Annotated in this window: 16 protein-coding genes; all 16 read right to left on the bottom strand. The window is 62.6% G+C overall.

Features of this window, described 5'->3' with window-relative positions:
* Positions 1 to 18: 18 nt before the first annotated feature.
* Positions 19 to 1,308 carry a UDP-glucose dehydrogenase family protein gene (locus tag F0P96_RS01075; protein WP_151076897.1) on the bottom strand — a complete coding sequence of 430 codons (1,290 nt, stop codon included), beginning with the start codon at positions 1,306 to 1,308 and terminating at the stop codon, positions 19 to 21.
* Positions 1,305 to 2,423, bottom strand: a complete 1,119-nt coding sequence (locus F0P96_RS01080) for an NAD-dependent epimerase/dehydratase family protein (RefSeq protein ID WP_151076898.1) — start codon at positions 2,421 to 2,423, stop codon at positions 1,305 to 1,307. Before F0P96_RS01080 ends, F0P96_RS01075 begins: the two co-directional genes overlap by 4 nt.
* A 39-nt stretch (positions 2,424 to 2,462) precedes the next feature.
* Positions 2,463 to 3,782: an NAD(P)H-dependent oxidoreductase gene (locus F0P96_RS01085; protein ID WP_151076899.1), complete on the bottom strand. Its 1,320-nt coding sequence runs from the start codon at positions 3,780 to 3,782 to the stop codon at positions 2,463 to 2,465.
* Between the two features lie 64 nt (positions 3,783 to 3,846).
* Positions 3,847 to 5,853, bottom strand: a complete 2,007-nt coding sequence (locus tag F0P96_RS01090) for a glycosyltransferase (protein WP_151076900.1) — start codon at positions 5,851 to 5,853, stop codon at positions 3,847 to 3,849.
* A 53-nt stretch (positions 5,854 to 5,906) separates the two neighbouring features.
* Positions 5,907 to 7,151, bottom strand: a complete 1,245-nt coding sequence (locus F0P96_RS01095) for a glycosyltransferase family 61 protein (RefSeq protein WP_151076901.1) — start codon at positions 7,149 to 7,151, stop codon at positions 5,907 to 5,909.
* A 217-nt stretch (positions 7,152 to 7,368) separates the two neighbouring features.
* Positions 7,369 to 10,659, bottom strand: a complete 3,291-nt coding sequence (locus tag F0P96_RS01100; RefSeq protein WP_167291132.1) for an Ig-like domain-containing protein — start codon at positions 10,657 to 10,659, stop codon at positions 7,369 to 7,371.
* Positions 10,660 to 11,338: 679 nt separating this feature from the next.
* Positions 11,339 to 12,496: a right-handed parallel beta-helix repeat-containing protein gene (locus tag F0P96_RS01105; RefSeq protein WP_151076903.1), complete on the bottom strand. Its 1,158-nt coding sequence runs from the start codon at positions 12,494 to 12,496 to the stop codon at positions 11,339 to 11,341.
* 161 nt (positions 12,497 to 12,657) lie between these two features.
* Positions 12,658 to 13,533 carry an O-fucosyltransferase family protein gene (locus F0P96_RS01110; protein WP_151076904.1) on the bottom strand — a complete coding sequence of 292 codons (876 nt, stop codon included), beginning with the start codon at positions 13,531 to 13,533 and terminating at the stop codon, positions 12,658 to 12,660.
* Between the two features lie 6 nt (positions 13,534 to 13,539).
* A complete protein-coding gene (locus F0P96_RS01115; RefSeq protein ID WP_151076905.1) occupies positions 13,540 to 14,379 on the bottom strand; it encodes a glycosyltransferase family 2 protein in 840 nt (279 codons plus the stop codon).
* 43 nt (positions 14,380 to 14,422) lie between these two features.
* Entirely contained in the window at positions 14,423 to 15,724 is a 1,302-nt protein-coding gene (locus F0P96_RS01120) for a glycosyltransferase family 4 protein (protein WP_151076906.1), read from the bottom strand.
* Positions 15,721 to 16,749: a glycosyltransferase family 2 protein gene (locus F0P96_RS01125; protein ID WP_201743896.1), complete on the bottom strand. Its 1,029-nt coding sequence runs from the start codon at positions 16,747 to 16,749 to the stop codon at positions 15,721 to 15,723. Before F0P96_RS01125 ends, F0P96_RS01120 begins: the two co-directional genes overlap by 4 nt.
* The gene (locus F0P96_RS01130) at positions 16,736 to 18,028 is read right to left on the bottom strand and encodes a hypothetical protein (protein ID WP_151076907.1); all 1,293 of its coding nucleotides are present in this window, start codon (positions 18,026 to 18,028) and stop codon (positions 16,736 to 16,738) included. Before F0P96_RS01130 ends, F0P96_RS01125 begins: the two co-directional genes overlap by 14 nt.
* Positions 18,029 to 18,051: 23 nt before the next feature.
* The gene (locus F0P96_RS01135; protein ID WP_151076908.1) at positions 18,052 to 19,158 is read right to left on the bottom strand and encodes a glycosyltransferase family 4 protein; all 1,107 of its coding nucleotides are present in this window, start codon (positions 19,156 to 19,158) and stop codon (positions 18,052 to 18,054) included.
* Positions 19,155 to 20,810, bottom strand: coding sequence for a lipopolysaccharide biosynthesis protein (locus tag F0P96_RS01140; protein WP_151076909.1), 1,656 nt, complete (start codon positions 20,808 to 20,810; stop codon positions 19,155 to 19,157). The genes F0P96_RS01135 and F0P96_RS01140 overlap by 4 nt, the downstream gene beginning before the upstream one ends.
* A 59-nt stretch (positions 20,811 to 20,869) precedes the next feature.
* Entirely contained in the window at positions 20,870 to 23,248 is a 2,379-nt protein-coding gene (locus F0P96_RS01145; protein WP_151076910.1) for a polysaccharide biosynthesis tyrosine autokinase, read from the bottom strand.
* Between the two features lie 70 nt (positions 23,249 to 23,318).
* A complete protein-coding gene (locus F0P96_RS01150) occupies positions 23,319 to 24,092 on the bottom strand; it encodes a polysaccharide biosynthesis/export family protein (RefSeq protein ID WP_151076911.1) in 774 nt (257 codons plus the stop codon).
* Positions 24,093 to 24,142: the final 50 nt, after the last annotated feature.

The following is a 24,142-nucleotide window of genomic DNA, read 5'->3' on the forward strand; positions in this document are numbered from 1 at the left end:
AGGGTTGAGTCGGAACAACTAAGCGGTTACTTCTTTGGGAACCACCGGCACGTGCCCGTCGGCGAAAACGTAGCGGAAATCGAAGAGGCGTTTGGAGCCCAGCAACGCCTCGTGCTGACGGAATTCCGGCCAATTGGTCAGCAGCACCAGCTCATCGGCCTGGTCCACCAGCTCTTCCAGCGACTGGGCGTAGCGGATGGGCAGCTGGTATTCGTCAGCAAAGGCCTTGTTGGCCATGGGGTCGTAGGCAACGATGGAGCGGTAGCCTTTGCTCAGCAGCTTCTCGATTACAAACAGGCTCGGGCTCAAGCGCACGTCGTCGGAGCCGCCTTTGAAGGCGAGGCCCAAAATGCCAATGGTGCTTTCGCGCGGCACGGCCGCGGCAATTTTATTGGCTACGTTCTCTTTAATCTCCTCGTTGACGTGCAGGTTGGCCTCCAGCATGAGGGGACGGTAGCCGTGGTTTTGGGCAATGCTACTGAGCGCTGCAGTGTCTTTGGGCAGGCAGTAGCCGCCGTAGCCGCAGCCGGGGTATACGTAGGTAGCCATGCCGGCTGGCGCCCCAAACCAGCGTTTGTCTTGGTGCAGGATTTTGAAGGTGCCGGCCACGTCGATGTTGCCGATGCGTTCGGCAATCATGGCCATTTCGTTGGAAAAGCTGATAAGCGTAGACAGCAGCGTGTTCGAGAGGTACTTGATGAACTCCGCCGAGTTGTAGTTGACGTAATAAATGGGGGCGTTGAACGGGAAGTAGATTTGGCTGAGGACGTCCTTGGAAAGCTCGTCTTCCACGCCAATGACAATGCGGTCGGGGTTGATGAAGTCGTCCCAGGCGTGGCCTTCCCGCAAAAACTCGGGGTTCGAGGCCAGGCCCAGGGTAGTGCCGTATTGCTGACTCAGTTCATCCACGTAAGGTTTCACCCGCTCGGCTACCGTAGAAGGCGGCACCGTCGACTTCACCACCAGCACTTTGAATGCGCCGCGGTTCACCGCAAACACGTCGTGCACGGCCTGCAGCAGGTAGGCCAGGTTGGCGCTGCCGTCGGGGTGGGAGGGCGTGCCCACGCACACGATGATAATCTTGCTGTCGTTGACGGCGTCGGCCAGCGGCGCGTCGATAATGAAGTTCTGGCCCAACTCGTCGCGCAGGGCTTCGTCGAGCTGCGGTTCGTAGAACGGCACTTCGTAGCGGCGGATTTTGGCCAGCCGCTGCTCGTTCACATCGATGCCGTACACCTTGAAGCCCTTCTTGCTGAAGCCCAGGGCCGTGGTCAGCCCCACAAAGCCCAGTCCGAGTACCGTTATCATGCGAGTTGTCCGTTGGTGAGGTGGAGGAATTTCAGGTAGCGACGGATGCCGTCGGCTACCGGCACGGCGGGCGCGTAGCCGAGCAGGGTGCGGGCTTTGGTCAGGTCGGGGCAGCGGCGGTTGGGGTTGTCGGTCAGGTACTCCTGATCGGCCGAGACCTGAAAGAAGATGGTGCCCTGGTAGTCAAAAATGTCGCGGCCGGCCTGGGTAAACAGCTCGGCAAAGCTGCGCACCGAGAGTTCCGGCTGGTCCATGCCGATGTTGAACACCTCGAACTGGCCGTGGAGCAACACCTTCATGTACCCCGTAATGGCATCGGAAATGTAGCAGAAGGTGCGGGTGGGCGTGCCGTCGGAGAGGATTTCCAGGTCACGGCCTTCCACCACGGCCTTGGCAAAATCGGCCGGCAAGCGCTTGTCGTTGATGTTCATGCCCGGGCCGTAGTTGTTGAAGGGCCGTGCAATGCCAATGGGCAGGTTGTATTTCTGGGCAAACAGGTAGCACAGCGTCTCGCCGAAGCGCTTGGCTTCGTCGTAGCAGGCGCGCGGGCCGATGGTGGCCACGTTGCCGCGGTAGGTTTCGGGCGTGGGAATGAACTCGGGAAACGGGTCGCCGTAGATTTCGCTGCTCGAGAAGAACAGGAACCCGCGCAGCTGCTTGTCGGCGTAGAAATCAAGCAGGCGGCGCAGCCCGGTGATGTTGGCGTCCACCGTTTCGAGCGGGTAGATGCGGTAGAACGTGGGCGAGGCAATGGAGGCCATGTGAATGACCAGGTCGGCGTCCTCGGCGCCAGGTACATCCGCTACCGAATCGGTAATGACGTTGAACTCGTGGAGCTTGATGACGGCCGGGTTGCTGGCCACCAGGTTGCTGAGCCAGTCTTTGGTGCCGGTCAGGAAGTTTTCGAGGGCAATGATGCGCTTGATCTGCAGCTCTTCGGCGTAGTGCGCAAAGAAGTGCATGAAGTAGTAGCCCAGAAAGCCACCGCAGCCCGTCAGCAGAATGGTCGAATCGCGCAGCTTGGCAATTTCCTGCTCGGTGAGGTTGCGGTAAATGGTTTCCATGTCTTCCCGCACAATGCGGTTGCCGACTTGGACGGGTAGGGTTTCGAACATAACGGGAGGCCGGACGAGGTGGAAGGAGCAGGAACGGGGCTACACCAGTACTGCCTTGGCTTGGGCTTGCAGCTCCGGGAAAAACAGCTGGGTTTGCTCGCGGTAGAGGCGCTGCACTAGGTTGTCGGCGGGCAGCTCCACGTCGTCGAAGGTGAGGACGGCGTCGCGCGGCACGTCGCGCTTCAGGATGCAGCCTTCGGCCAAACCCACGGGCAGCAGGTTTTCCTGGCGGGCGGTTTCGGCGTTTTCGCATTGCCCGTAGGTGTCGTAGCCACCCAGGCCGTCGAGTTTGTGGCCGGCAGTCAGCGGCGTTTTGGCCAGCGTAATCACCTCCACCACCGGCCCGCCCAGCGGCGCCATGATGACGTCCTGAAACAGCACCATGCGGGCAATGGAGTTCGGAATTTCGGCGTAGATGAGGTGGTAGGGGTAGTAGAAGCTATAAAGCGGCCCCGGCCCAAGCTTGCCGTAGGCGAGGTAGTGCTGCGACTTGGGGTCGTCGGTGGTGGCGTACACGAACACGCCCGGGCCGGGCTTGGGGCCCACCACGTAATCGACGATGCCGCCGAGACGCTTGAGTTCGTCCACGTCGTACCAGCTCACCATGTCGTCCACGTGGCCGTCGTGGCGGTAGCCCAGCATGCCGCGCTTGGCCACGCCCATGCCGGTGGCGTTGGCCACAATGGTTTGTTCGATGGAAATCTTGGTACCGTCGGCGAAGCTGGTCACCATTTCGGGCGTGAGGTGCCACTGCGCCGCAAAGCCCGCCTGGGTGGTGGGGTTGCGGTAGTAGTCCTGCAGCCCTTTGATGTTGCCGCACACAAGCGGGGTGAGGCCCATGCCCTTTACAAACCGGTACAGGTTCATGATGCAGCCGGGCTGGTCGCCTTCGCAACCGCTCAGCATCACGCCCGCTTTGTCGGCGTATACCTTCAGCATTGGCCCCACCAAGGCATCTACCTCGGGGTTGAACATGAGCACGTGCCGCCCGTGGGCAATGGCCTGCATGATCAGGTTGGCGGCGTAGTGGATGGTGCCGGTGCATTCCACCAGCAAATCCAGGCCCTCCACTTCGCAGAGCAGCTCGGCGTTGGTGGTTACGGCCAGTTCGCCCGCCGCTACGCACGCCTGCAACTCGGCCAGCGTGTGGCATTCTTTGGCCGTGTGGCCCGTGTAGGCATACGCGTCGTGGGCTTTGGCAATGGTGCGGTTGGCAATAACGGTAACCTCCATGCCCGGCGTGTAGCGCATAATCTGGTTGACCATGCCCTGAGCCATTTCGCCAGCTCCCCACAACCCCACCCGAATCGGATTCCGGTCTTTTTCCCGGGCTTTCAAAAAAGTATCTAGAATGAACATGAGGCAATGGTGCTTTGGCGGTGGAAGGTTGGCTTTGAAGGATAATGTACTAATAATACTTAGATTACTGATAGTTTTTAGAAAGTAATTCACTTTCTTTTTCTGGCGGCCTAAGCCCAAACGGATTGGTCGCCCACCACTGGCCTGCTTGAATGACGGCGCCAAATGCCAAGCGAACCGGCAGCCACCGGGCGGGAATGCGCAGGCGGCGCAACTCGGGCAGTTCAAACAGCGCGTACACCTCGCGGGCGGCCTCCAGGTTCCGGGCTTGCAGGGAACGGTAGGTGCCGGCCAGCACAAACTGGTGCAGAAACCGGTCTTTCGCCCGGCGCAGGCGCGGCGCGGGCAGCAGAGCGGCTTGCTCTATTTTGCCGAAAATGCGCAGCAGCTTCCCAATGGTGTCGGCATTGAACATGGCGGCCGTAATGGCGCCGTCGTGCACCGTGTAGGCGGCCGGACAGCCCGGCACACACAGCACGCCGTGCATCGCAAAAATGCGGGCCCACAGGTCGGTGTCCCCGGTACTGCCTTGCTCGTGGTCAATGCAACCCGCCGCCTGGTAGGCCGCGCGGCTCACCACAATGGCCGGTATGCGCACCAACGACGAGTCGGTAAGTACCCGCTCCAGCGCCGGCAGTGGCGGGAGGTACTGCTCGCGGGCGGTGGTTTGTTTGCGCAGCGTCCGGCGCTGCATATCCACCAGTTCTACCCCAAACAGCACGGTGGCGTGCGTATGCCGCACCCTGCGCAGGGTTTGCAGCATCTCGGCAAGGCCACCGGGCCGCAAGAAATCGTCGTCGTGCAGGTGCAGCACGTAATGGCCCCGGGCGCGGCGCAGGCAGTCGTTGAAGTTGGTTGCGGCGGTGCTCCCCGGCGGGTTATGGAAGTAGCGCCACTGATTTGCGGGCTGCGACGACAGCACGTAGCGGGTAATGTATTCGCAGAGGTTGTTGCGCGTGGAGTTGTCCGATACCACTATCTCCACATCGGGCGGCAGCGGTCCGATGGAGCGCAGGGCCCGGGCCAGCAGTTCGGGCCGGTGGTAGCAGGGCACGCAAATGCTGAGCAACGGATGCTGCGGTGCACCACCAGCCACCGCGGGAGGCGCCCAGCCGCGGGCTGCCCGGGCCTGCACTTGCCGGCGGCTGGCCCACACGTGGCGCCAGTTTCGCTTGATGTAGGCATAGGCCTGCAACGAGCGGCGCTCCAGCAGCAGCACAAACAGCAGAATGGCAAACTGACGCGGAAAAGCACGCAGCCATTGCCCTGGCAGTTGCGCCGATGTGGGGTTCTTCAGCAGCAGCAATAGCTGATTTTTCACGGCATCGGCTTTCATGGCGCCGCTCAGCCGCAGCCGCAGCCGCACATCGGCGGGCAGAAAGTGGCGCGGGTGCAGGGCGCGGCATTGGGTAGCCAGTACCGTGCGCCAGCCATACAGGCGGCTGCGCCACGAAATGTCCCAGTCTTCCTTGTGAGCAAAAAAACGTTCGTCAAAAAACGCCCCTTCCACCCGCAGGTCGTCAATAAACCGGCGGCGGTAAAGAGGCAGGGCCCCGTCGGCCCCGTCCACATCTTCTACCTCGGCGGCGAGGGCCACGCTGCTCAGCGGCTGGCCGTGGTAGCGCAGGCGGAAGCGGCTGTCGGGCAAAGCCACCAGCCCCGCCGAGTCGATGGTGGGGTCGGTACCGGTGGATTGCAGCAACACCCCGCACACCGTCCCAATCCGCTCGTCGGAGTGCAGCACGGCCAGGGCGGTGGCGAGGTAGTCGGGGGGCAGTACCACGTCGGGGTTCACCAGCAGCACCGCGTCGGTATGGGTGCGGTCGAGGGCATAGTTGTGGCCGCCGCAAAAGCCCGTGTTCTGGGGAAGGCGGTGCAGGTGCAGGCGGGCATCGGTAGCAGCAATAGCAGCCACGCGGGCGCAGGTGTCGTCGGTCGAGGCGTTGTCGACGACCCACACCGTGATGTTGGGGTGGGTTTGGGCCAGCGCCGATTGCAGGCAGGCCGCAATAGTTTCCGCGCTGTTCCAGGTGACGATGGAGAGCAACACGGAGGGCTCAGAAGCAGGCATGGTAGCAGCAGGCGAATGGTGGAAAATCAGCCGACGAAAGAGGCGCTAAATGCCTAGTTGGTAGCGTAAACAGGGCGAAGCTGCATCGCCTCCAGGTGGTTCCGAAGGGCATCCAAGTCCACGGTTAGGTTTTCGCGGCGGGCGTCGCCAAGGTTGGTCGAGGGCGCCGGGTTGCGGCACACCTGCCACCGGTAGCAGATGCCCAGCCGCGACGACATTTCCAGGAAGTCGGGCACGACGAAGCCCTGCGGAAACAACTCCAGTAGGGGAGTGCCCGGCCGGCTGAATACGATGTTGGTAAGGCCAGCCCCTACGGTTGATACCACCGCTTTGGCCCCCGCAAACAAGGCCACTTTTTCGGCAAAGCTGTAGGGGCTTAGCGCGTACGTCTGGAAACCATACGTGTGCAGCAGGGCTTCCACCGCCGGCTCGTTGAGCACGCGGCGGGCATCGGCATCTTGCCGGCTGATGTAGATGTAAGGGCTGAATTGCCGGGCCTGCACCACTGCCGCATCGGGTGGAAGGTAGCCCGTTTGCAGAAAGCGGCAGGCCCAGTCGGGGGTGTGGGCGCCGGTGCCGCGCACCGGCGAAGTCACCAGCAGCCGCTCGGCTTGCCAGTGGCGGTGGGTGGCCACGTCGATGAGCTGTTCGGGCCGAATGCCCAGCGCGGCCAAGGATTCCTGCACGAAGCGCAATTCCCGGTTGTAGACCAGGAAATAATCGACGTCGCGCAGCAGCCCGGCTTCCTGCAGCAAGTGCAGCCGCGGTACCGAGTCGATGAGCCAGTGGTAGTAGTTGCCGATGGCCGCACCGCCCCCCGCCAACAAGCTGCACACCGTGCCGGGCACCTGCACAGGGGCCTGAAAGTATGCCTGCTGAAAGATGTTGTTGTCTTCGGGCCGAATGGTGTCCCAGGTCTTGTTGGTGTACTGAAACGACGCGTCGCCGACCAGCTTGTTGTCGGCCGCTATAACCGCTACGCTGTCGTTGTTGTCGGCGTACACGCGGCCTTGGCGCAACTCCAGCACAAAGGCCGCCGGCACCAGTTCCTGCCGCTTGGGCTTGCTGTGCAGGCTGCCCCCGTAAGCCGAAGCAGCCTGGTAAAACGCTTCCGGGATGTTCAGTTGGGAGACATACGCCGGCACCACCTCGTGGTAGGTGGCGCCGCTGCCGGGCAGCGTGGCGAGCTGGCGGCTGCTTAAATGCACGCCCACAGGGCGGTAGTGCAGGTTATGGGGTACCAGTTCGCGCAAAATGCGCCCGGCCCGGCGCTGGGCGCGGTTCAGGACTGCGTGCATGGCAATAAGGTGAAGGTGGAGGAGGCTGTAGAATGTTCTGGGTAGAACTTTCTGAGCAAATAATTGTATTAATAATGGCAAAAACAATAGATGCAAAGGTTAATTTTAAATAAAATATATTAAAAGTGCAAATATGCTTGAGTGCACACAAAAAAGCCCGGCCGCTTGCGCGACCGGGCTTCAAATGGACCGTGGTGGAGGACGGTCCGGCGGAAGGTTACTTCCGCAACTGGAGGGATTCGCCGGTGAGGGAGCCCGACAATACTTTCAGCACGTAGTTGCCAGCAGGCAAAGCGCTTACATTCATGGTCGAGGTGCTCGTGCCCGCCGTGGCGGCTACCGTGCTACGCTTTACTTCGGTGCCCATGCTGTTGAAGAGGCCCAGCGTTACGCTCTCGGCTTTGGCCAGGTTCAGCGTCACGTTCAGGGTGTTCACGAAGGGGTTCGGGTAAGCTTGCAGGGCCGGGGCCGAGGTAGCCGTCGTCGACAGGGCAGTGCGGGCCGAGGTCGACGAAGTCGTTACCTTGTACACTTCCACACCCGAGAGGTTCATGGCACCGCCGCTGCTCTGCAGGGCAATCGTGCCGTTGGTTACCGTGGTGGTGAAAGGACCAAACTTCTTCCAGGTACCGGCGCGGCCGCTATTGTAGTTGCTCACCACGCTCTGGCCGTTCAGGCTCACGCTGTACGTCTCGGGGTTGTTGTCTTCCCAGGCGTAGAACGAAACTTCGTAGGTGCCATTCGGTACGCTCGTGAGCGAGTACTGCAGGTTGTGGCGCCAGATGAAGGACTGAATCATCGACGTGCGGTTGGCATCGGTGGCCGGTACCAGCGTCACGTTCTGCGAGGTCAGGCGGCTGCCGTTGGTCGTTACGTTGGCAGGCGAGGTGCCGGCTTCGTACACCACCCCGTCGATGGTGGTCGAAGCACCGTTCACGTTAATGGCGCGGTACAGCGTGCGGGTCGTGGTGGGAGTCGTCGGCGTGGTCGGCGTCGTAGTGGTGCCAGCGCGGTAGATTTCGATACCCGACAGGTTGGGGTGGCCACCCGAAGTCGACAGGGCAATGGTGCCGTTGCTAACCGTTACCTGGTAAGGACCCACCCGCTGCCAGCTGCCAGCCGCGCCGGTGTTCACGTTCGACTGCACCGTCGCGCCGTTGAGCACGATGTTGGTCGTTTCCGGGCCGTTGTCTTCCCAGAGGTAAGCGTACACCGAGTAGGTGCCAGCCGGAACGCCCGAGAGCGAAGCACCGACCGTGCTGCCACCCACCGCGTCGGTGAGCATGCTGGAGCGGTTGGCATCCGTGGCGGGGTTCAGCGTGGTGGTGCGGTTGTCGAACACCATGCCGGTCAGCGTCACGCCGGTAGCGGTACCGGCCTCCCAGCTGTTGCCGTCGATGGTCAGGGCCGAGCCGCCCACGTTGATGCCGCGGTAGAACGTGCCGCTGGTCGGGGTCGTGGGGGGCGTTACCACCACGGCCTGCACCGTTACGTTCACAGCAGCCGACGACGTCGTGGCACCGGTGTTGTCGGTGGCTTTGGCCGTCAGGCTCAGGCTACCGGCAGCATTGGGCGTGTAGCTCAGCGAGTACGGAGCCGAGGTGTCTTCGCCCAGCTTGGTGGTGCCGTTGAAGAACTCCACTTTGGCAACCGTGCCGTCGGCGTCAGCGGCCGTAGCCGTCAGGTTCAGGGCCGTGCCCACCGTTACGGTGCTGGCGCTCGGCGAAGTCAGGCTCACGGTCGGGGCCTGGTTGGCGGGGGCTGCGTTGTGCTTGTAAATCTCCACACCCGAAACGTTGGCGTAGCCGCCCGAGGTACCAAAGGTGATGTTGCCGTCGGCTACGTCCACTTGGTACGGGCCTACGCGCTTCCAGGTACCGGCCGGGCCGCTGTTGTAGCCGCTCTGCACCGTCTGGCCTTCCACCGAGATGTTGAACGTCTCGGCGCTGTTGTCTTCAAAGAGGTACAGGTACACGCTGTAGGTGCCGTTGGCCACGCTCGAAACCGTGCCGCTGGTGCTGGTGCCGTACACAAACGAGCGGATCATCTCGGCGCGGGCGGCATCGGTGTTCGTCGCCAGGGCCACGTTCTGAGCAGTCAGGGGCGCACCGTTGATCTGGAAGTTGGCCGCCGAGGCGCCGGCTTCCCAACTGTTGCCGTCAATCGAGGAGGCCGCACCGTTCACGTTGATGCCGCGGAAGAAGGTCGAGTTGGCCGGGCCGGCCATGGGCGTGGTGCCCGTGTTGCCGCTACCCGTGGTGGGCGTCGTCGGCGTGGTGGGGGTGGTGGGGGTAGTCGGCGTGGTCGGGGTAGTGCCCGAGCCCGAGCCGCCTACGCCCAGCGTGATGCCGTTTTGGGCTAATTTCTGCTGCCACAGGTCCCACTCGTTCTGCTCGGTTTGCAGCGTAATGGGGTTCGGCAAGTAGGTCGTGTTGGTGCAGGTTGCGCAAGCATCCGTGTTCACGTCGAAGCGGTCGGGGTAGGGCACGTTGCGGCCCCAGCTCACAAAACCCGACACGTTGTTATTCATCGTGTTGTTGTAGTACACGTTGCTCGGCTGCGAGTAGCCGTTCCAGATGGCCATGCCGGCGTACATGGCCGTCATGCGGGAGCCGTCCTGGAAGTAGCCCGAGGTTACTACGCGGTTGCCTTCGTAGTGAATGTCGTGGCCCGAAGCCACGTTCAGGGCCGAGCAGGTAGCTACCAGCTGGTTGTTGGTCACGTTGATGTACGAGGTGGCATTCGAAGCCGACATGGCGTCACCGTCCATCATGATGCCCGAGCCCGTGTAGTACGAAGCCGTAGCCGGGTAGGGGAAAGCCCCGTAGATGTAGTTGTCGTGCAGACGGATGGGCGAACTGGCCGTACCACCCGAGTTGTAGAAGTTGATGACGTCTTCCGGCAACGAGTTGTTCGGGTCGTTAATCACCTGGTTCCAGGCAATTTCGATGTTGCCGGTGTGATACACGCCGTTCAAGCCCAAGAAGTTGGAGTACGTGCCGCCGCCGTTGCGGAAACGGCCGTCGATGTTCTTGGCCACGTTGCGCACCACTGTCAGCGTCTGCGACGGCGAACCATCGCCGCTCCACATGTAGATGGCCATGCCCGTGGTTTGCTCGATGTAGTTGCCCTCGATGCGCACCGAGCGGCCCGAGTTGGCTTCTACAAAGCGGCCGCGGCGCAGGTTGTCCACCGTAGGGGTCTGGCCGTAGGCTTTGTTGTTGCGAATGACCAGCTGCACGCCGCTCCATTTCGCGTCGATGATGTCGCCGGGGCCCACCAAGGTGCAGTTCTCGATGGTAACCGGATCGGAAGTTTCAATCTTGATTACCGGCACCGTGGAGCTGGTGCTGCGGTAGTTGCCCGTGTAGGTACCACCGCGGGTGATGACCAGGGGGCCGGAATAATTGAGTGCGGGGACGGTCTGAGCCCACAATTTGGTCGGGAGAAGACCAATTACCAACAGCACGAGCGCCACCAACGGCAGAAAGCGTGCACCAGAGGACATGTTACGGGTGGTCCGAACGGAGGTACCAGAGGTTTTTTGCATTCTGTTTGTATTATGTTATATGCCTATATAGGCATGTTACGGCTTTAACCTGCCGGTAGGTCAATTCGTTCCAAACGGTGGAATGAATTATGTGCAATTGTATGAAAGGTTGCTCTTCCGCTCTGTTTCTCCTGATTCGACCTGTGCCGGCAAGGGCTGGGCGCTTGGTTCTTCCGGCTTCACCCCCGGGTAGGTGAAGCGGCTGCCAAAGCCATAGTTGCTGAAAAAGGTGTTTAAAAGGCTAAAAAGAGGGATTGTAAACCAACTTCACATGCCAACATCACCAAGAAAGCGGCCAATTAAGGGGCTTTCCTTCGTCTCTCCTTTGGGTACAATTGCCAACCCGTCGTGGGGCGCGGCAAAGGCCTTTTTGGAAACTAAGCCAAGATTGAACATTGGTATTGTTCTAGTTCTTGGGCCGGGGTTCATTACAAATGTATAAAAAGGATTCGTATTGCAAGACCCGGCAAATATTTTTTATATGGTACTTAAACAAGATTGTAATTATACATAGCGGATTATATATGTAATTGATAGTGAATAGGGCGCCTTTAGGGCGTTCATGTTTTTTTCAAAGGGCATAAAAAAAACACCTCTGGAAGGAAGGTGTCAGATACATCCTAGGCGAAGGCCGCTGCTACAGCTTCTGCGGGGCCGGTTTGGGGGCAAGTGCCACGCGCGGGCCTATGGAGGCACGTTGGGCCTGTAACTTGTGCTGCCACAGGTCCCACTCGTGCTGCTCGGTTTGCAGCGTGATAGGGTTGGGCAGGTGCTCGGTATTGGTACAGGGCGTGCAGGCCTCCACATTCACGTCGTGCCGGTTGGCAAACGGATGCTGCATGCCTTCTTTATAGAAAGCAATGGTGTTGTGGTCGAAGCGGTTGCTGTGAAATACCTCCTTTGGCTTCTCGTAGGCGTTCCAGATGGCTATGGCGGCATAGCCCGTTTTCAGGCGGGTGCCGTCGGGCAGCAGGCCGCTGGATACAATGCGGTTGTCGTGGAAGGAGTTGTCGTGGCCGGCGGCAATGTTCATGGCCGCACAGGTGGCCACTAGTTGGTTGTGGTAGGCTTCTATATAAGCCGTCGTCGTCAGGGCCGAGTCGCCGTCGCCGTCGGTAGTTACGCCCGAGCCGGTGTAGCTGGCATCGGTAGCAGGATAGGGAAATGCCCCGTAGATGTAGTTGTCGTGCACGCGCAAGGGGCTGTAGGCCGTGCCCGAGGAGTTGTAGAAGTTGATGTTGTCCTCAACGCGGGAGTTGTTGGGCTCGTTTATTACCTGATTCCAGGCTATTTCGGCATTCACCAGCCCGCGCACCCCGTTCAGGCCAATGAAAGTGGCAAATGTGCCGCCGCCGTTGCGGAAGCGGCCATCGGCGTTGCGCACCACGTTGCGCAGCACCGTGAGGGTTTGCTGGGCCGAGCCGTCGCCGCCCCAGAGGTAAATGAGGATGCCGCTGGTGTGGCTGAACTCGTTGTTTTCGATGCGCACCGAGCGGGCCGAATTCACCTCCAGAAATCGTCCGTGGGGCTTGTTGTCGACGCTGGGCAGCAAGCCCACGCCCGTGCAGTCGCGAATAATTAGCTGCGCCCCGCCGTTGGTGGCCTCGATAAGCGTGCCGGCCCCTTCGAGCTGGCATCCTTGCAGGGTAACTGGCTCCGTAGTATCAATGCGGATGCAGGGAACAGCCGAGTTTTCGCTGCGGTAGCTGCCGGTATACACGCCGCCGTGCCGCACCACCAAAGTGCCGTGCTCGGCCGGGGCCGCCAGCTGCGACGCCGGAACGGCGATGCACATGCTTTCGAGGAGCAAACCAAGCCAACGCAAAGGCGACAACAGTGCCATACCTGATGAAATACGGGTGAGGAAAACGGAGCGCGGCGGTGGCAAGGAAGTTCCAAAGTAGCAGGCTTCAGGGCATATGCTTCTGGTGGATCATGCGGCTGATAGCAACTAATTTACTGGTCGAGAAACACCTGAAAATCGGACAGGGCTATGGGCTGCGCGGGGCGCTGCAAATGCAGCAACGGCGCAAGACCGTAGAACGACGCCCAGGCGGAATAGGAGCTGGGCGGCCCCAGGATGTAGTCGCAGCCGGCCAGGGCGTACATGTCTTCCACAAAGTGCCCCGTTGATAATTCTATATCCAGCCCGGCAAACGCGGCCGCGCTGAGCTTTTCGTTGGAGCACAGCAGGAATTTCACCCGCTGGTGCGCGGGAAGTTGGGCCCGCAATTCGTGCAAGGCGCGGGCGTAGGTGGCGTCGTCGTAGAAGTAGGCCCCGCCGCAGTAGGTGGCGTAGTCGCCGCGGCGGATGTGCACGCCCACCACCACATCGGCTTCTGCCCGCACGCGGGCCAAGAGCTGGGCCACGGCAAGCCGGTGCGGGGCTACGGGCGCAAACAGCTGGCGCAGCAGAGGGCCGTGGTTGGCGAAGTGCCGTTTGTCGCGGAACAGCCAACCGTGGGCCAACACCGTGTGGTGCCGGGCGGCATCGAGGTAGGCGGGCTGGTTCAGGTCGTAGTCGGTTTCGCCTTCGTCGGCCAGCAGGGTGGTGCCGCGAGGCAGCAAGCGTGCCGCCTGACGCAGCAGCCCGAAAGCGCGCGGGTGCTGCACAAGCTCAAATACCCGGTCGAGCTTGGGGCTTTTAAAGGCGTGCATGCGCACGGGCAGGCCGCCAAAGTTGCCGGTGGAGGTAGCTTCAAAAAAAGGCGCGTAGCCGTTGAAGCTGGGGTTGGCCAGCTCGTAGCCGTATTCGGCGGCATTGGCCACGAAATGGGCAAACAAAAACAACCGGTTGCCCAACTGCCCCGTGCGTTTTATCAGAATAACCATAGCGCATCAGTGCAGAAAGTACCCCACCATGCGGCGGGCGTAGCCGTTGAGCAAAAACAGCGGCACGAGCGGCGCCGGGCAATTCTTGAGGGCGAAGTGGGTGAAGTTGCGCAGGTTGCCGCCGCCCCGGATGCCAAACAAATGCTCGTAGTAGCCGCGCAGGCTGCGGCGGCGGCGGGTTTGCTCTTGCCCGCTTTCGTCGGGGTAAGTGAGCAGGCGGGCTTCGTAGTTGATGAATACCGGAAACCCGCGGCGGCGCGCGACGCTGGTGTAGTCGTAATCGGCGAGATAGTGCGGGAGCCGCTTTTCATCGAACAGGCCCACATGCGCGAGGGCCGTCGCGGGAATGAGCAGCCCTCGACCCGGCAGGTAGGTAACCGGGTGCAGTCCCCGGCGCTGCTCGGGCGGCAGCACGTGCAACAGGTGGCGGGGCCGGTGGGTCAGAAAGCTGAACTGCTCGCCCCCATACACGGGCGCGTGGGTGTCGGCGTCGAGTTCCAGCGCGCCCAGCAGGGCCCGGGGGTGCTTGGCAGCCGCTTTCAGCATTTGCTCAATAAAATCGGGGGCGGCCTGCACGTCGTTGTTCAGGGTCATCACGCGGTCGGCGCCGTGGCGCAGGGCGTGCCGGATGCCCAGGTTGACGCCCGCCGTCCAGAACAAAAAGCCGGTGCCGTGCAGCACGGTAACTTCCGGAAACTCGCGGGCCAGCGCCTCGGCCGTGCCGTCGGTCGAGCCATCGTCGACGACAACGACGCGGAAGTTGCGGTTGGTTTGGCGGCGCAACGACAGCAGGCATTCGCGGGTGAAAGCCCAGCGGTTGAATACAGGAATGACGATGTGGAGCATAGCAGTGGCGCGTAATCGGGGAGAAGCCAGGCTCTGAGGCAGGTTACTGCTCAACGAGTTCGGGAACAGGTGCCGGTTCGGGGGCCGCACCGATGGTGCGCGGCGCGGGCACGTTGGGAATGCCGGCTTCGCGCATCAGGTCGAACAGCCGCTCGATGCGGTCGGGCCAGGTCTGGCGCAGAGCAAACTCGTAGCCGGCGCGGCCCATGGCTAGGCGTTCCTGCGGGTGGTCGTAGAGGTACTCCACGGCCCGAGCCAGGGCCTCCACCGTTTCGTCGGGGTTGTCGACTGGTACTTTAATGGAGGCCGTGGCGGGAATGAAGGTGCGCGCCCCTTGGTGGTTGACGGTGATGATGGGCAGGCCGGTGGCCATGGCTTCCATGAACTGCGACGCAAACGACTCGCGCAGGCTGGTGAAGAAAAACACGTCGTGGGAATGCATCTGCACGCACACCTCGCTCCACGGCACGCTGCCGCGCCAGGTCACGTGGTCGGCCACGCCGTACTGGGCCAGCCAGCCCGGCACGCGCGGCGCCATGGGCCCGTCGCCGAGCACGGTGAGGTGGTAGCGCACCCGCGGGGCCACTCGCGAAAGGGCATCGAGCACCAGCGGCAAGGCTTTGTTGGGGTAGAGGCGACCCACCCACAGCAGTTTCAGCACCGGACCGGGATGCCGCTCGGGCAGCTTGGCGCCGTAGAATGCTTCTGGCAGGCCGGTATCCAGAAACACGCGCACGTGGCGTGCCCCCAGCCGGCGGGCCAGGTCCGCCGATTCGTCGTTGGAAGCCAGTACCAGGGAGCAGTGCCGCAGGTGCTGGCGCAGGTTGGGGTCGAAGCGGGTGAGGACCCACGTGACGGCCGAGCGGAGCGTTTCGGTGCGAAACCAGTCGGGCACGTAGCGGCGGAAGGCAATGGGGGCTTTTTGGGCGCCGCCCACCGGCCCGTATACCAGCGGCTTGCCCAACCGCCACAGCCACGAGCCCATTTTGAGGCTGCTATAGGTGGCGTGGTGTACCACGTCGAAGTTCACCTGCTGATCGAGTTTCCGCGCCACGCGCAGCGCCATGAACTGCCACACCATGTAGTGGATGTACACCCCGAACTGCCACTGGTACAGAAACTCGAAAAAGGCCGGCACCGTCACGTAAACGAACTGCAGCCGGGCCGTGGCCGGGTCGTTGGGGCGGGCGGCCATGTACTCGTCGATGGCTTCGCGGCCCCAAGTGGTGGTGAGGCACCACACCTGCTGACCGCGCTGGGCCATTTGCCAGCCCCAGTGAAAACCAATGCCCGATTCGCCGCCGTGGGCGGGGTCGCAGGCGTAAGCGGAGAGGAGGAGTTTCATAGGTGGAGAGGGTTGGCGTAGGAAGGTTCGCGTACCGGTGGCGTCGGTTCGGGGGCATCGTTCAGGGGAATCAGGCGGGTAAGCCACTGGCGGGCTTTGGCCTGCACCCGGCCCAGCAGAAACTCGCGGAAGCGCTGCCGGTCGCGACGCCGGTCGCAGAGCACGTAGGGCGGGTGATGCAGCGGAAACGCCAGGTCGGCGGTGGGCACGGCCGCGAAGTCGTCGGAATCGTCGAGCGTGTGGGTGCCGTGCTCCCCGAAACCGATGTTGCTCACCAGGTTCTGGGCGGGCACAATGCACAGGCCCGAGTGGGCAGCCACGGCGAAGTGCCACTGGTAGTCCCACACATCGGGTGGTTCTGGCAGGTCGAGCACGCTTTCGATTTTGCTCAGCCGGTAGCGGGTTTCGAGGGCCGAGCTGTAGAGGCCCTGCAAGGCGCCGCGGCGTTGCAGCTCCTGGTAGCCGGTGAGGTAGAAATCGAAGTGCTGCCAGGCGCGCCGCCACGTGGCCCAGCCCCAGCTGTTTACCTGCGTGGAGAAATAGTACGACTCGGCTTCGGCGGTTGGGGGCCGTTGGGCCTCGGCGCTGAAGTTGTTGCCGCCGATGTGCATCACGCGGGTATCGTGGCGGTAGCGGGCCAACAGCTCGGCGCAAAAACGAAAGAAGCTGGGCGCTGGCACGCAGTCGTCTTCGAGAATGATGCCCTCGGCCTCGTGTTCGAAAAACCAATCGATGGCCGTGGCCGGACCGACCCCGCAGTTGAGGTTGGTGTCGCGGTAAAGCGTGTGCAGCTCACAGGGCCAGTCCACCAGTTCGCGCACCAGCTGCCGAGTGGCCTGGCAGTTGGCGCCGTCGGTGGGGTGCTGGGGGCGGGGGCCGTCGGCGGCCACGTAGAGGCGCGTGGGCCGGGCCCGCCGCAGGGCCTGCAGCACCCGGCGGGTCGTGTCGGGGCGGTTGAAGACGAGCAGAAGTACGGGCGTAGAGAAGCCCGTGGCGCTGGGCGAAAGGGCGTCAGGCGGTAGCATGGGCAGGGGAGCTGGCTGGAAACAGGGAAGGCTGCTGTGGGGAAGCGGGCTGGCGGAGCGCGGGCACTGCAACGGGTACCGGTGCGGCCGCCGCCAGCATCAGACCCATAAAGGCATAAACAAAGGGGGGCCAGTCGTACGACACGCCGTACATGAGGGCGCTGGCGCTATAGGCAATCAGGGCGGCGGCGGTGGCATCGAGCGGCACGGGCTGACGCAGCCGGCGCCACACCTGCACCAAGGGCGCCACCACCACCAGCACAATGCCCAGCACCCCGAAGTAGAACAGCCGGTCGATGTAAAAGCTATGGAAGTGGTGGCCGGTGCCGTCGCGCCACACGGGGGCGTCGGTATCGGTGCTGTAGAACTGCACCGGCAGCTCGAACCCCTTCAGGCGCATGCCCGCAATGATATTCTCCTCGATGAACGGCTGGTACGACTCGAACTGCTCGCGGCGCCACTTGCCGGTACCTTGCTTATCGGAGTTGCGAATGTCGTCGATGCTGTTGCTGAGCTTCTGGAGCACGGCCGGGTTTTCGATGAACGCCGCCGTGCCGCCAACCGTCAGGGCCAGCAGCGGCATGATGAACACGGGCGTCAGCCGCTGCATATTCAGCCGTACACCCTGGGTGCGGCGCAGCAACAGCAGATTCACCAGCAGCCCCAGGCCGCCCGCCAGCCACACGCTGCGGTGCTGCAAAAAGATGACGAGGCCGTAGAGCACAAAAAACATGGCCAGGCGCAACAGCCCGCCGCGGGTGAAATACTGGTTGAGGAAGTACAGGCCCAGCAGCGGCAGCAAAAACGTGGAGTTGGAGCCAAAGCCCCGTTCGTTGTCGAGGAAGGCCGACATGCTCAGCGCTTCGGGGTGAAGCAGCAGTAGGTTCGACATCAGCCCGGCCAGAATCAGCGCCATCAGCAGGCCAAACGGCGGCAGGCCGAAGCGCCGGTGAAAGGCGTACACGGCAAACACATTGAGCAGCACCAGCAGCTTAGCAAACACGTGCGGGTACACCATCCAGCTGCCCCAGCCGCCGTACGACTCCAGGGCCATCAGCCCGATGCTGCCCAGCACGACGAGCAGCCAGGTGCGCATTACAGAATCGAAGTGCTTGTAATACAGTACAGTCAATCCAAAGGTCAGGCCCGTCAGGGCGTAGCTGTAGAGCCCAATCATGGGGTCACCTTCGTCGGCAAAAGCCAGCTCCGTAAAACCCCGGTCGGTGAGTACCACCGCCAGCACCACCACCACATAGCGGAAACGAAGGCTGATTTTCATGGAGATAGGGCGTGAAACGGAGGTTAGGCGGGTACGCGCACTTCGCGGGCTTCCTGGTACACCCGGTGGGTGAGGGCCGCGGTGCGGGCCCACGTGAAGTCATGGCCCCGCCGGTGGCCGGCTTCGCGGAGTTGCCGTTGCAGGGCGGGCTCGGCCAGCAGGCGGCCGAGCTGCTCAGCCAGGTGGGCGGGGCTGTTCGGGTTGAAATAGAGAGCGGCCTCCTGGGCTACTTCGGGGAAGCACGAGGCGTGGCTAAGCACGGCCGGGCAGCCGTGGGCAAAGGCCTCCAGAATGGGAATGCCGAAGCCTTCGTAGTGCGAGGGAAACACGAAAGCCTGGGCCTGCGCGTAGAGGTAGGCCAGCTGCGCTTCGGAAAGCGGCCCGCGCTGCACCACCCGGTCGGCAAGGCCTAGCTGCTCAAGCTGCGCGGTTTCGGCCGGACTGAAAGGCCCCCCACCAGCGCACACCACATACAGCTGAGGATGGTGCGGGCGCAGCAGGGCAAAAGCCTGCAGCAGGCAGTCGAAATTCTTGTAGAACCGCCGGGTGCCAGTGTACAGCAGGTAGTGCTCGGGCACGGCCAAACCGGTGCGGCTGGGCACGGCGGGCGACGTACCGTGCGGCACCACCACTACCTGCTCGGGCTCCACGGGCAGCAGGCGCAGCAAATCGGCACGCGTGTTTTCCGACACCGCAATGATGCGGGTGGCACGGGCGGTTTGGCGGGCCAGGCCGGCTACCGAGGCGTGGGGGTAGTACTCCGGGTAAAGCAGCGGAATCAGGTCGTGCACGGTCATCACAAACGGCCGGTCCCCAATCAGGTCCAGGAAATAATCGGCATCGTTGAGGGTGGGGTGAAACACGTCGAAGTCGCCGCGCTGCAAGGCCCGCACCGCGGCCCACTGGTTGATTTGGCCCGTGAGGCGCCAGGCTTTTTCGGCCAGCCACTGGGGCCGGATGCTGACGTGGCGGGTGTGCTGCCGGTCGTGCAGGTACAGGTTGTTGCTGAGCACGATGGGCAGCTCGCACTGCGTGCCGGACCCGGCATGGCGCAGCAACTCGCTGAAGTACCGCGTGATACCCCCGACGTCTTGCAGCGAAAAGGCGTGATGGTCGTAGAGAATCTTCATGACAGCTCGGGTTCAGCGGGGGTATGTTCGAGCACCCGGGGCCGGCTCGCCGCACTCATAGCCGACACGGCGCCGGCATGGTAAGGCACGGGGGTAGTTGCGGGCACCTCAGCGGCATCGGCCGCACAGGCCGGTTGCGGAAAACGCCGCAGCAGCACGTGTACCAAGCCGGCAGCCCAGCCGCTTTGGGGCAGGCTCAGGCGCGAAAGAATGCGGCCTACCACTTCCTGCAGGCGTGGGGAAGGCAACAGCAGCAAGGCTACTCCTAAGCCTACAGCCCCGGCCACTACCTCCAGGCCAAACACCACCGGCAGCGGCCAGCCCTGGCCGTGGGTGCCGTATGCCACGGCGCCAATGGCCAACGACACCGTAGCGGCAGCCTGCAGCCCCGGCCCGTAGGCCCGCAGAATAGCCCAGGGCGACAAGCCCAACACCCGGCGCATGAGTCCCAAATACAGCAGGGTGCGCACCAACTCGCCCAGCACCACAGCCGCGGCTACGCCCAACAGCCCGTAGCGGCTCAGGCCCACAAACAGGCCCGCCAGCACGGCGGTGTACACCACGTTCAGCAGCAGCTTGCGGCTGAGGGTGGCAGTAGCGTCGCAGACCACGCCGGCAAACATGGTGACCATGCTCAGGCCAAAGGCGGCGCACACGATGCGCAGAATGGGCACCGCCTCCAGCCATTTCGGGCCCAGCATCACCAGCACTACCTCGCGCGCGGCCACCGATACGCCCGCACAAATGGGCATCACCAGCGCCCCGATGAGGACAATGCTGCTCAAGTACACCGTGCCCAGCTTCGTTCGGTCGGTTTGAACCTGGCTGAAGGAAGGAAACACCACTTTGGCTACGCTGCTCGTGAGCAGGTACACCGGCAGGCCTACCAGCATCCAGGCGCGGCTGTAGAGGCCCAAGGCGGCGGCACCCAGCAGGCGGCCAATCAGCAGGGTGTCGAGTGAGCTGGTAAAGAATTCCAGGAAGCTGATGAGCGACATGCGGCTGCCGTAAGACACCAGCGGCCGGTAGGCTTCCCAGCGCAGCAACAGCCGCACCGAGTGGCGCACGGCGCCGTAAGACAGGATGGTGAGCAGCAAGGTTTGGCCCAGTTGCGCCCCCACCAAGGCCCACACCCCGTAGCCCGCGGCAGCCAGCCCAATGCCCAGGACACCGTAGCTCAGCACGAAAGAGGCAACCTCGATGATGGCCAGCGTGCGAAACCGCAGCTGGCGGCGCAGCACGCTCACGGCCGTGGCGTTCAGGCCCGTGAGCAGCAGGCCGCACGCCAGCACGCGCACCACCGGCACCACCGCCGGCTCGTGAAAAAACGGCACGGCCAGCGGCGCGCCCACCATCAGCAAGCCCGCAAACAGCAACGACAGCAGCACCGACGAGGTGAAAGCCACCCGCACGTCGTTGTCGTGCAGCTCGGTTTTCTGAATCAGGGCCTGCTCCATGCCCATCTGGGCAAAGTAGCTGCCGAAACGCAGCACCAGCCCGGCCAGGGCCACCAGCCCAAAGGCCGTGGGCGTGAGCAGCCGCGCCATTACGGCGGTGTAGCCGACCTGCAGAATGGAAGTGGTGATGGTGGCAGCCGTGGTCCATTTGACGCCGTGAACGGTTGCCGCAGTGAGGTTGGCGGAGGAGGCCATGCGTGAGGGGCGCGGGAGGAAGTGGAGAAGAGAAAGGCCTTTCCCTGGCAGGGGTGGGCCTAGCTGTAGCCGTAGGCGTAGGCTTTCTGCTTGTGGCGGTACTCGTAGGTTTTCTCGAAGCGCACGTCGTTGATGATGATGTACACGTGCTTGATTTTTTGCTCCCGGTGCAGCTCGTCGATCTGGCTGAGCAGGGCTTTGTCGGTGTAGTTCTGCCGCACCACGTACACGTTGGCATCGAGGTGGCGCAGCAGCACGAAGTATTCCGACACGTAGCCCACCGGCGGGGTATCGAGCAGCACGTAGTCGTACTCATCGCGCAGGCGCTCCATGAGCGTGGCCATGCGTGGCGACTCCAGCAGCTCGGTGGGGTTGGGCGGCACTTCGCCGCAGAGCAGCACATCCAGCCGCTTCACCGGGCTGGGCCGCAGGCATTCCTCCAGGTTGTTGAGGCCCGCCAGGTAATCGGCCAAACCCGGTGCGGTGGGGTCCAGTTCGAAGTAGCCCGCCACGGTGGGCCGCCGCAGGTCGGTTTCCACCAGGGCCACCCGGCGGCCGGAGTGGGCCAGTTCGGTAGCCAGGTTCACGGCACAGAAGGTTTTGCCTTCGCCCGGCACCGACGACGTGACGCCCAGTACTTTCTTGTCGAGGCCGGCGGAGAGGTACTGCAGGTTCACGCGAATGGAGCGGAACGACTCGGCAATGGGACCTTTGGGCGACGTGAGCATCACCTCCCGGTCGTGCTTGGTGCCGTGGGCCACCACGCCCAGCATCGGAATGTTGGTCACGCGCAGCAGGTCCTCTTTCGAGCGAATGCGCTGGTTGGCTTTTTCCAGCAGCAGCGCCACGCCCGTGGGGCCAAACACGCCGGCCAGCAGCGCAATCAGCATCACAAACAACGGCTTGGGAGCCGATGGACCGCCGCCCGACATGGCAGCGTGGTCGATGACTTTTTTGTCGGTGGCGTTGGTGGCCAGGGCAATGGCGGCTTCGGCGCGCTTCTCAATCAGGAAGTTGTAGTTCTTGTCATTGAAATCCGACTTGGTTTTGAGCACGGCCAGCTGCCGCTCGTTTTCGGGCATGCGGCTCATGTCGCCCCGAATGCGGCTGAGTTGCGTGGTCAGGTCGGCCAGCTGAAAATCCGACGAGCGAATCAGGCTCTTCAGGTTCTGCTCCAGCGACGTTTTCGTGGTACGAATCCGCTCGTCGAGCACCGTTACCAGCGGGTTTCGGTCGCTGGCATTCACCACCAGCCCGGCCTTCTGGTTCGACAAATCGGCCAGCTGCAGGATCAAGCTGCTGAGCACCGGCTCGTTGACGCCCGAGGCCGACAGGGCCGACATGTCGTGGCTGGTGCGCACGGTGTGCAGCAGCGTTTCGTAGAACTTGCGCTGCGACTCAATGCGGGAGCGTTCTACCTCCAGGTTGGAGAGCTGCTGAATGCCCGACGACGACTGCGCGCCCACGTCGACTACGCCCCGGGTGGCCCGGAACGTACTCAGCGCCGCCGCCGACTGCTGCCGGTCGCGGTTCAGCTTGGCTATTTCCCCGTCGAGGAAGCTCACGGTTTTGCTGCCGGTCAGGTTCTTCTCGTGCAGGTCGGCCGAGATGAACACGCTCATGAGCGTATCCAGAAACTGCTCTTCCTTAAGGGGCACAGTGCCCTTGGTGCTCAGCTCGATAATGCGCGACTCGTGGTCGATGGCGCGCACGGCGAGGCGGCCGGCGTAGTCGCCGGTCAGGGTGTTGAGGTCGTTGAGGTTGAAACTGTAGCGCTCCGAGCCATCGGCCGGTACGCCGGGTTCGGGCAATAGCGTCACGCTCAGCAAGGGGTGGTGGAGCGGCTCGCCGGCCTTCACCACTTGGTCGAGATTGAAGTCGAGCACTTCCCGCACCATCTCGCCGGTGGGCAGGCTGCTGAGGGTGGCTTTCTTGCCTTTGGCCGTGAGGCGGTAGCGGCCATCGGGCAGCACTTCTACCTGCACGCGGGTGCCGCTGAGCTGGGGAGCGGCCATGTCGGGCACTACCCGAAATGGCACCGAGCCGGTCGGCCGCTCGCGCACCTGCAGGTCGCGCAGCTGGTTGAGCCAGGTATTGGGCACGGCGTAGTAGCTCACCATAAACTGGGGCAGCCGCTGCAGGGCCTGCTTCACCATGCCGCCCGACTTAATGAGCCCAATTTCGTCTTCCATTTTGATGCCGCGGTCCTTCACCTCCAGCAGGTTGAGCAGTTCCTGCGCCCGTTTCGAGCCGCTGCTTTGGTTGCCCAGCAGCATCGTCGACTGGAAGTCGTACACCGGGGCCTTCACTTTCAGGTACAGAAACGCCAGCGTGCCCGCTACTACTAGGCTGGCCACATACAGCGGCCAACGGGCCCGCAACCGAAAAAACAGCAGACTCAGGTCAAGCTCGTCGGAATTCATAGCGCGTGGTTCCATGCCGGGGAAGTGGTGAAATTGCGGTGGGGCCGAAAGCGGCACCCGGAGCGGTGGAAAAAGAGCAGCGGTACTACAGCACTTTGATGTAGTTGAGAATCAATACGACAGCAGAAATGCCCGCGAAGACCAAGCCCAGGTTGGCCGCGTTGCCGCGGGAAGTCCGGGCTTTCATGGGCTCCACGTACAGGGCGTCGTTGGGCAGCAGGTAGTAGTTGGGCGAAGCCAGCAGGGCGGGGCTGGTGAGGTCCAGCAGGGTTACTTCCGAGCCGCTGGCCGTCTGCCGGATCAGCTTCACGTTGCGGCGGTTGCCAAACTCGGTCAGGTCGCCGGCCATGCCCAACGCTTCGAGTAGGCTGGCCTGGCCGCTGTACACGAAGTAGCGGCCGGGGTTTCGCACCTCGCCCAACACGGTAATCTTGAAGGATAGAAGCTTAACGAGCACGTTGGCATCCCGCACGAACCGGTTCACTTGCTGTTGAATAATAGCCTGGGTTTCGTCTACTGTCAGGCCCTGCACCTTCACTTTGCCCACGGTGGGCAGGTTTATCTGCCCTTGCGCGTCAATGTTGTAGCCCGCCAGGAACATGTTTCCCGGGTCGCCGGAAAACATGGCCCGCGTGTCCACCACGTTGAAAATATCGTTGAGCGTGGGCTGGGCACTTTGCACCCGCACCGACACCACGTCGTTGGGCTGCAGGCGGTACGGCTGAACCGCGTTGGGCACCGCCACCGCCGCTCGGGTCGAATACTCCGAGCTTTGGAGGTAAGGGAGGTTGCGCTGAGACACGCAGCCGCCCAGCAATGCACCTGCCAGCAGGTACAGGCAAAAGCGTAGGAACGTCATATTGGTGGAGAATATGCGTGGCCGCTTAGCTGGCTCGCGACGCTTGTGGC

This window comes from Hymenobacter busanensis (genome assembly GCF_008727865.1).
GTDB classification, from domain to species: domain Bacteria; phylum Bacteroidota; class Bacteroidia; order Cytophagales; family Hymenobacteraceae; genus Solirubrum; species Solirubrum busanense.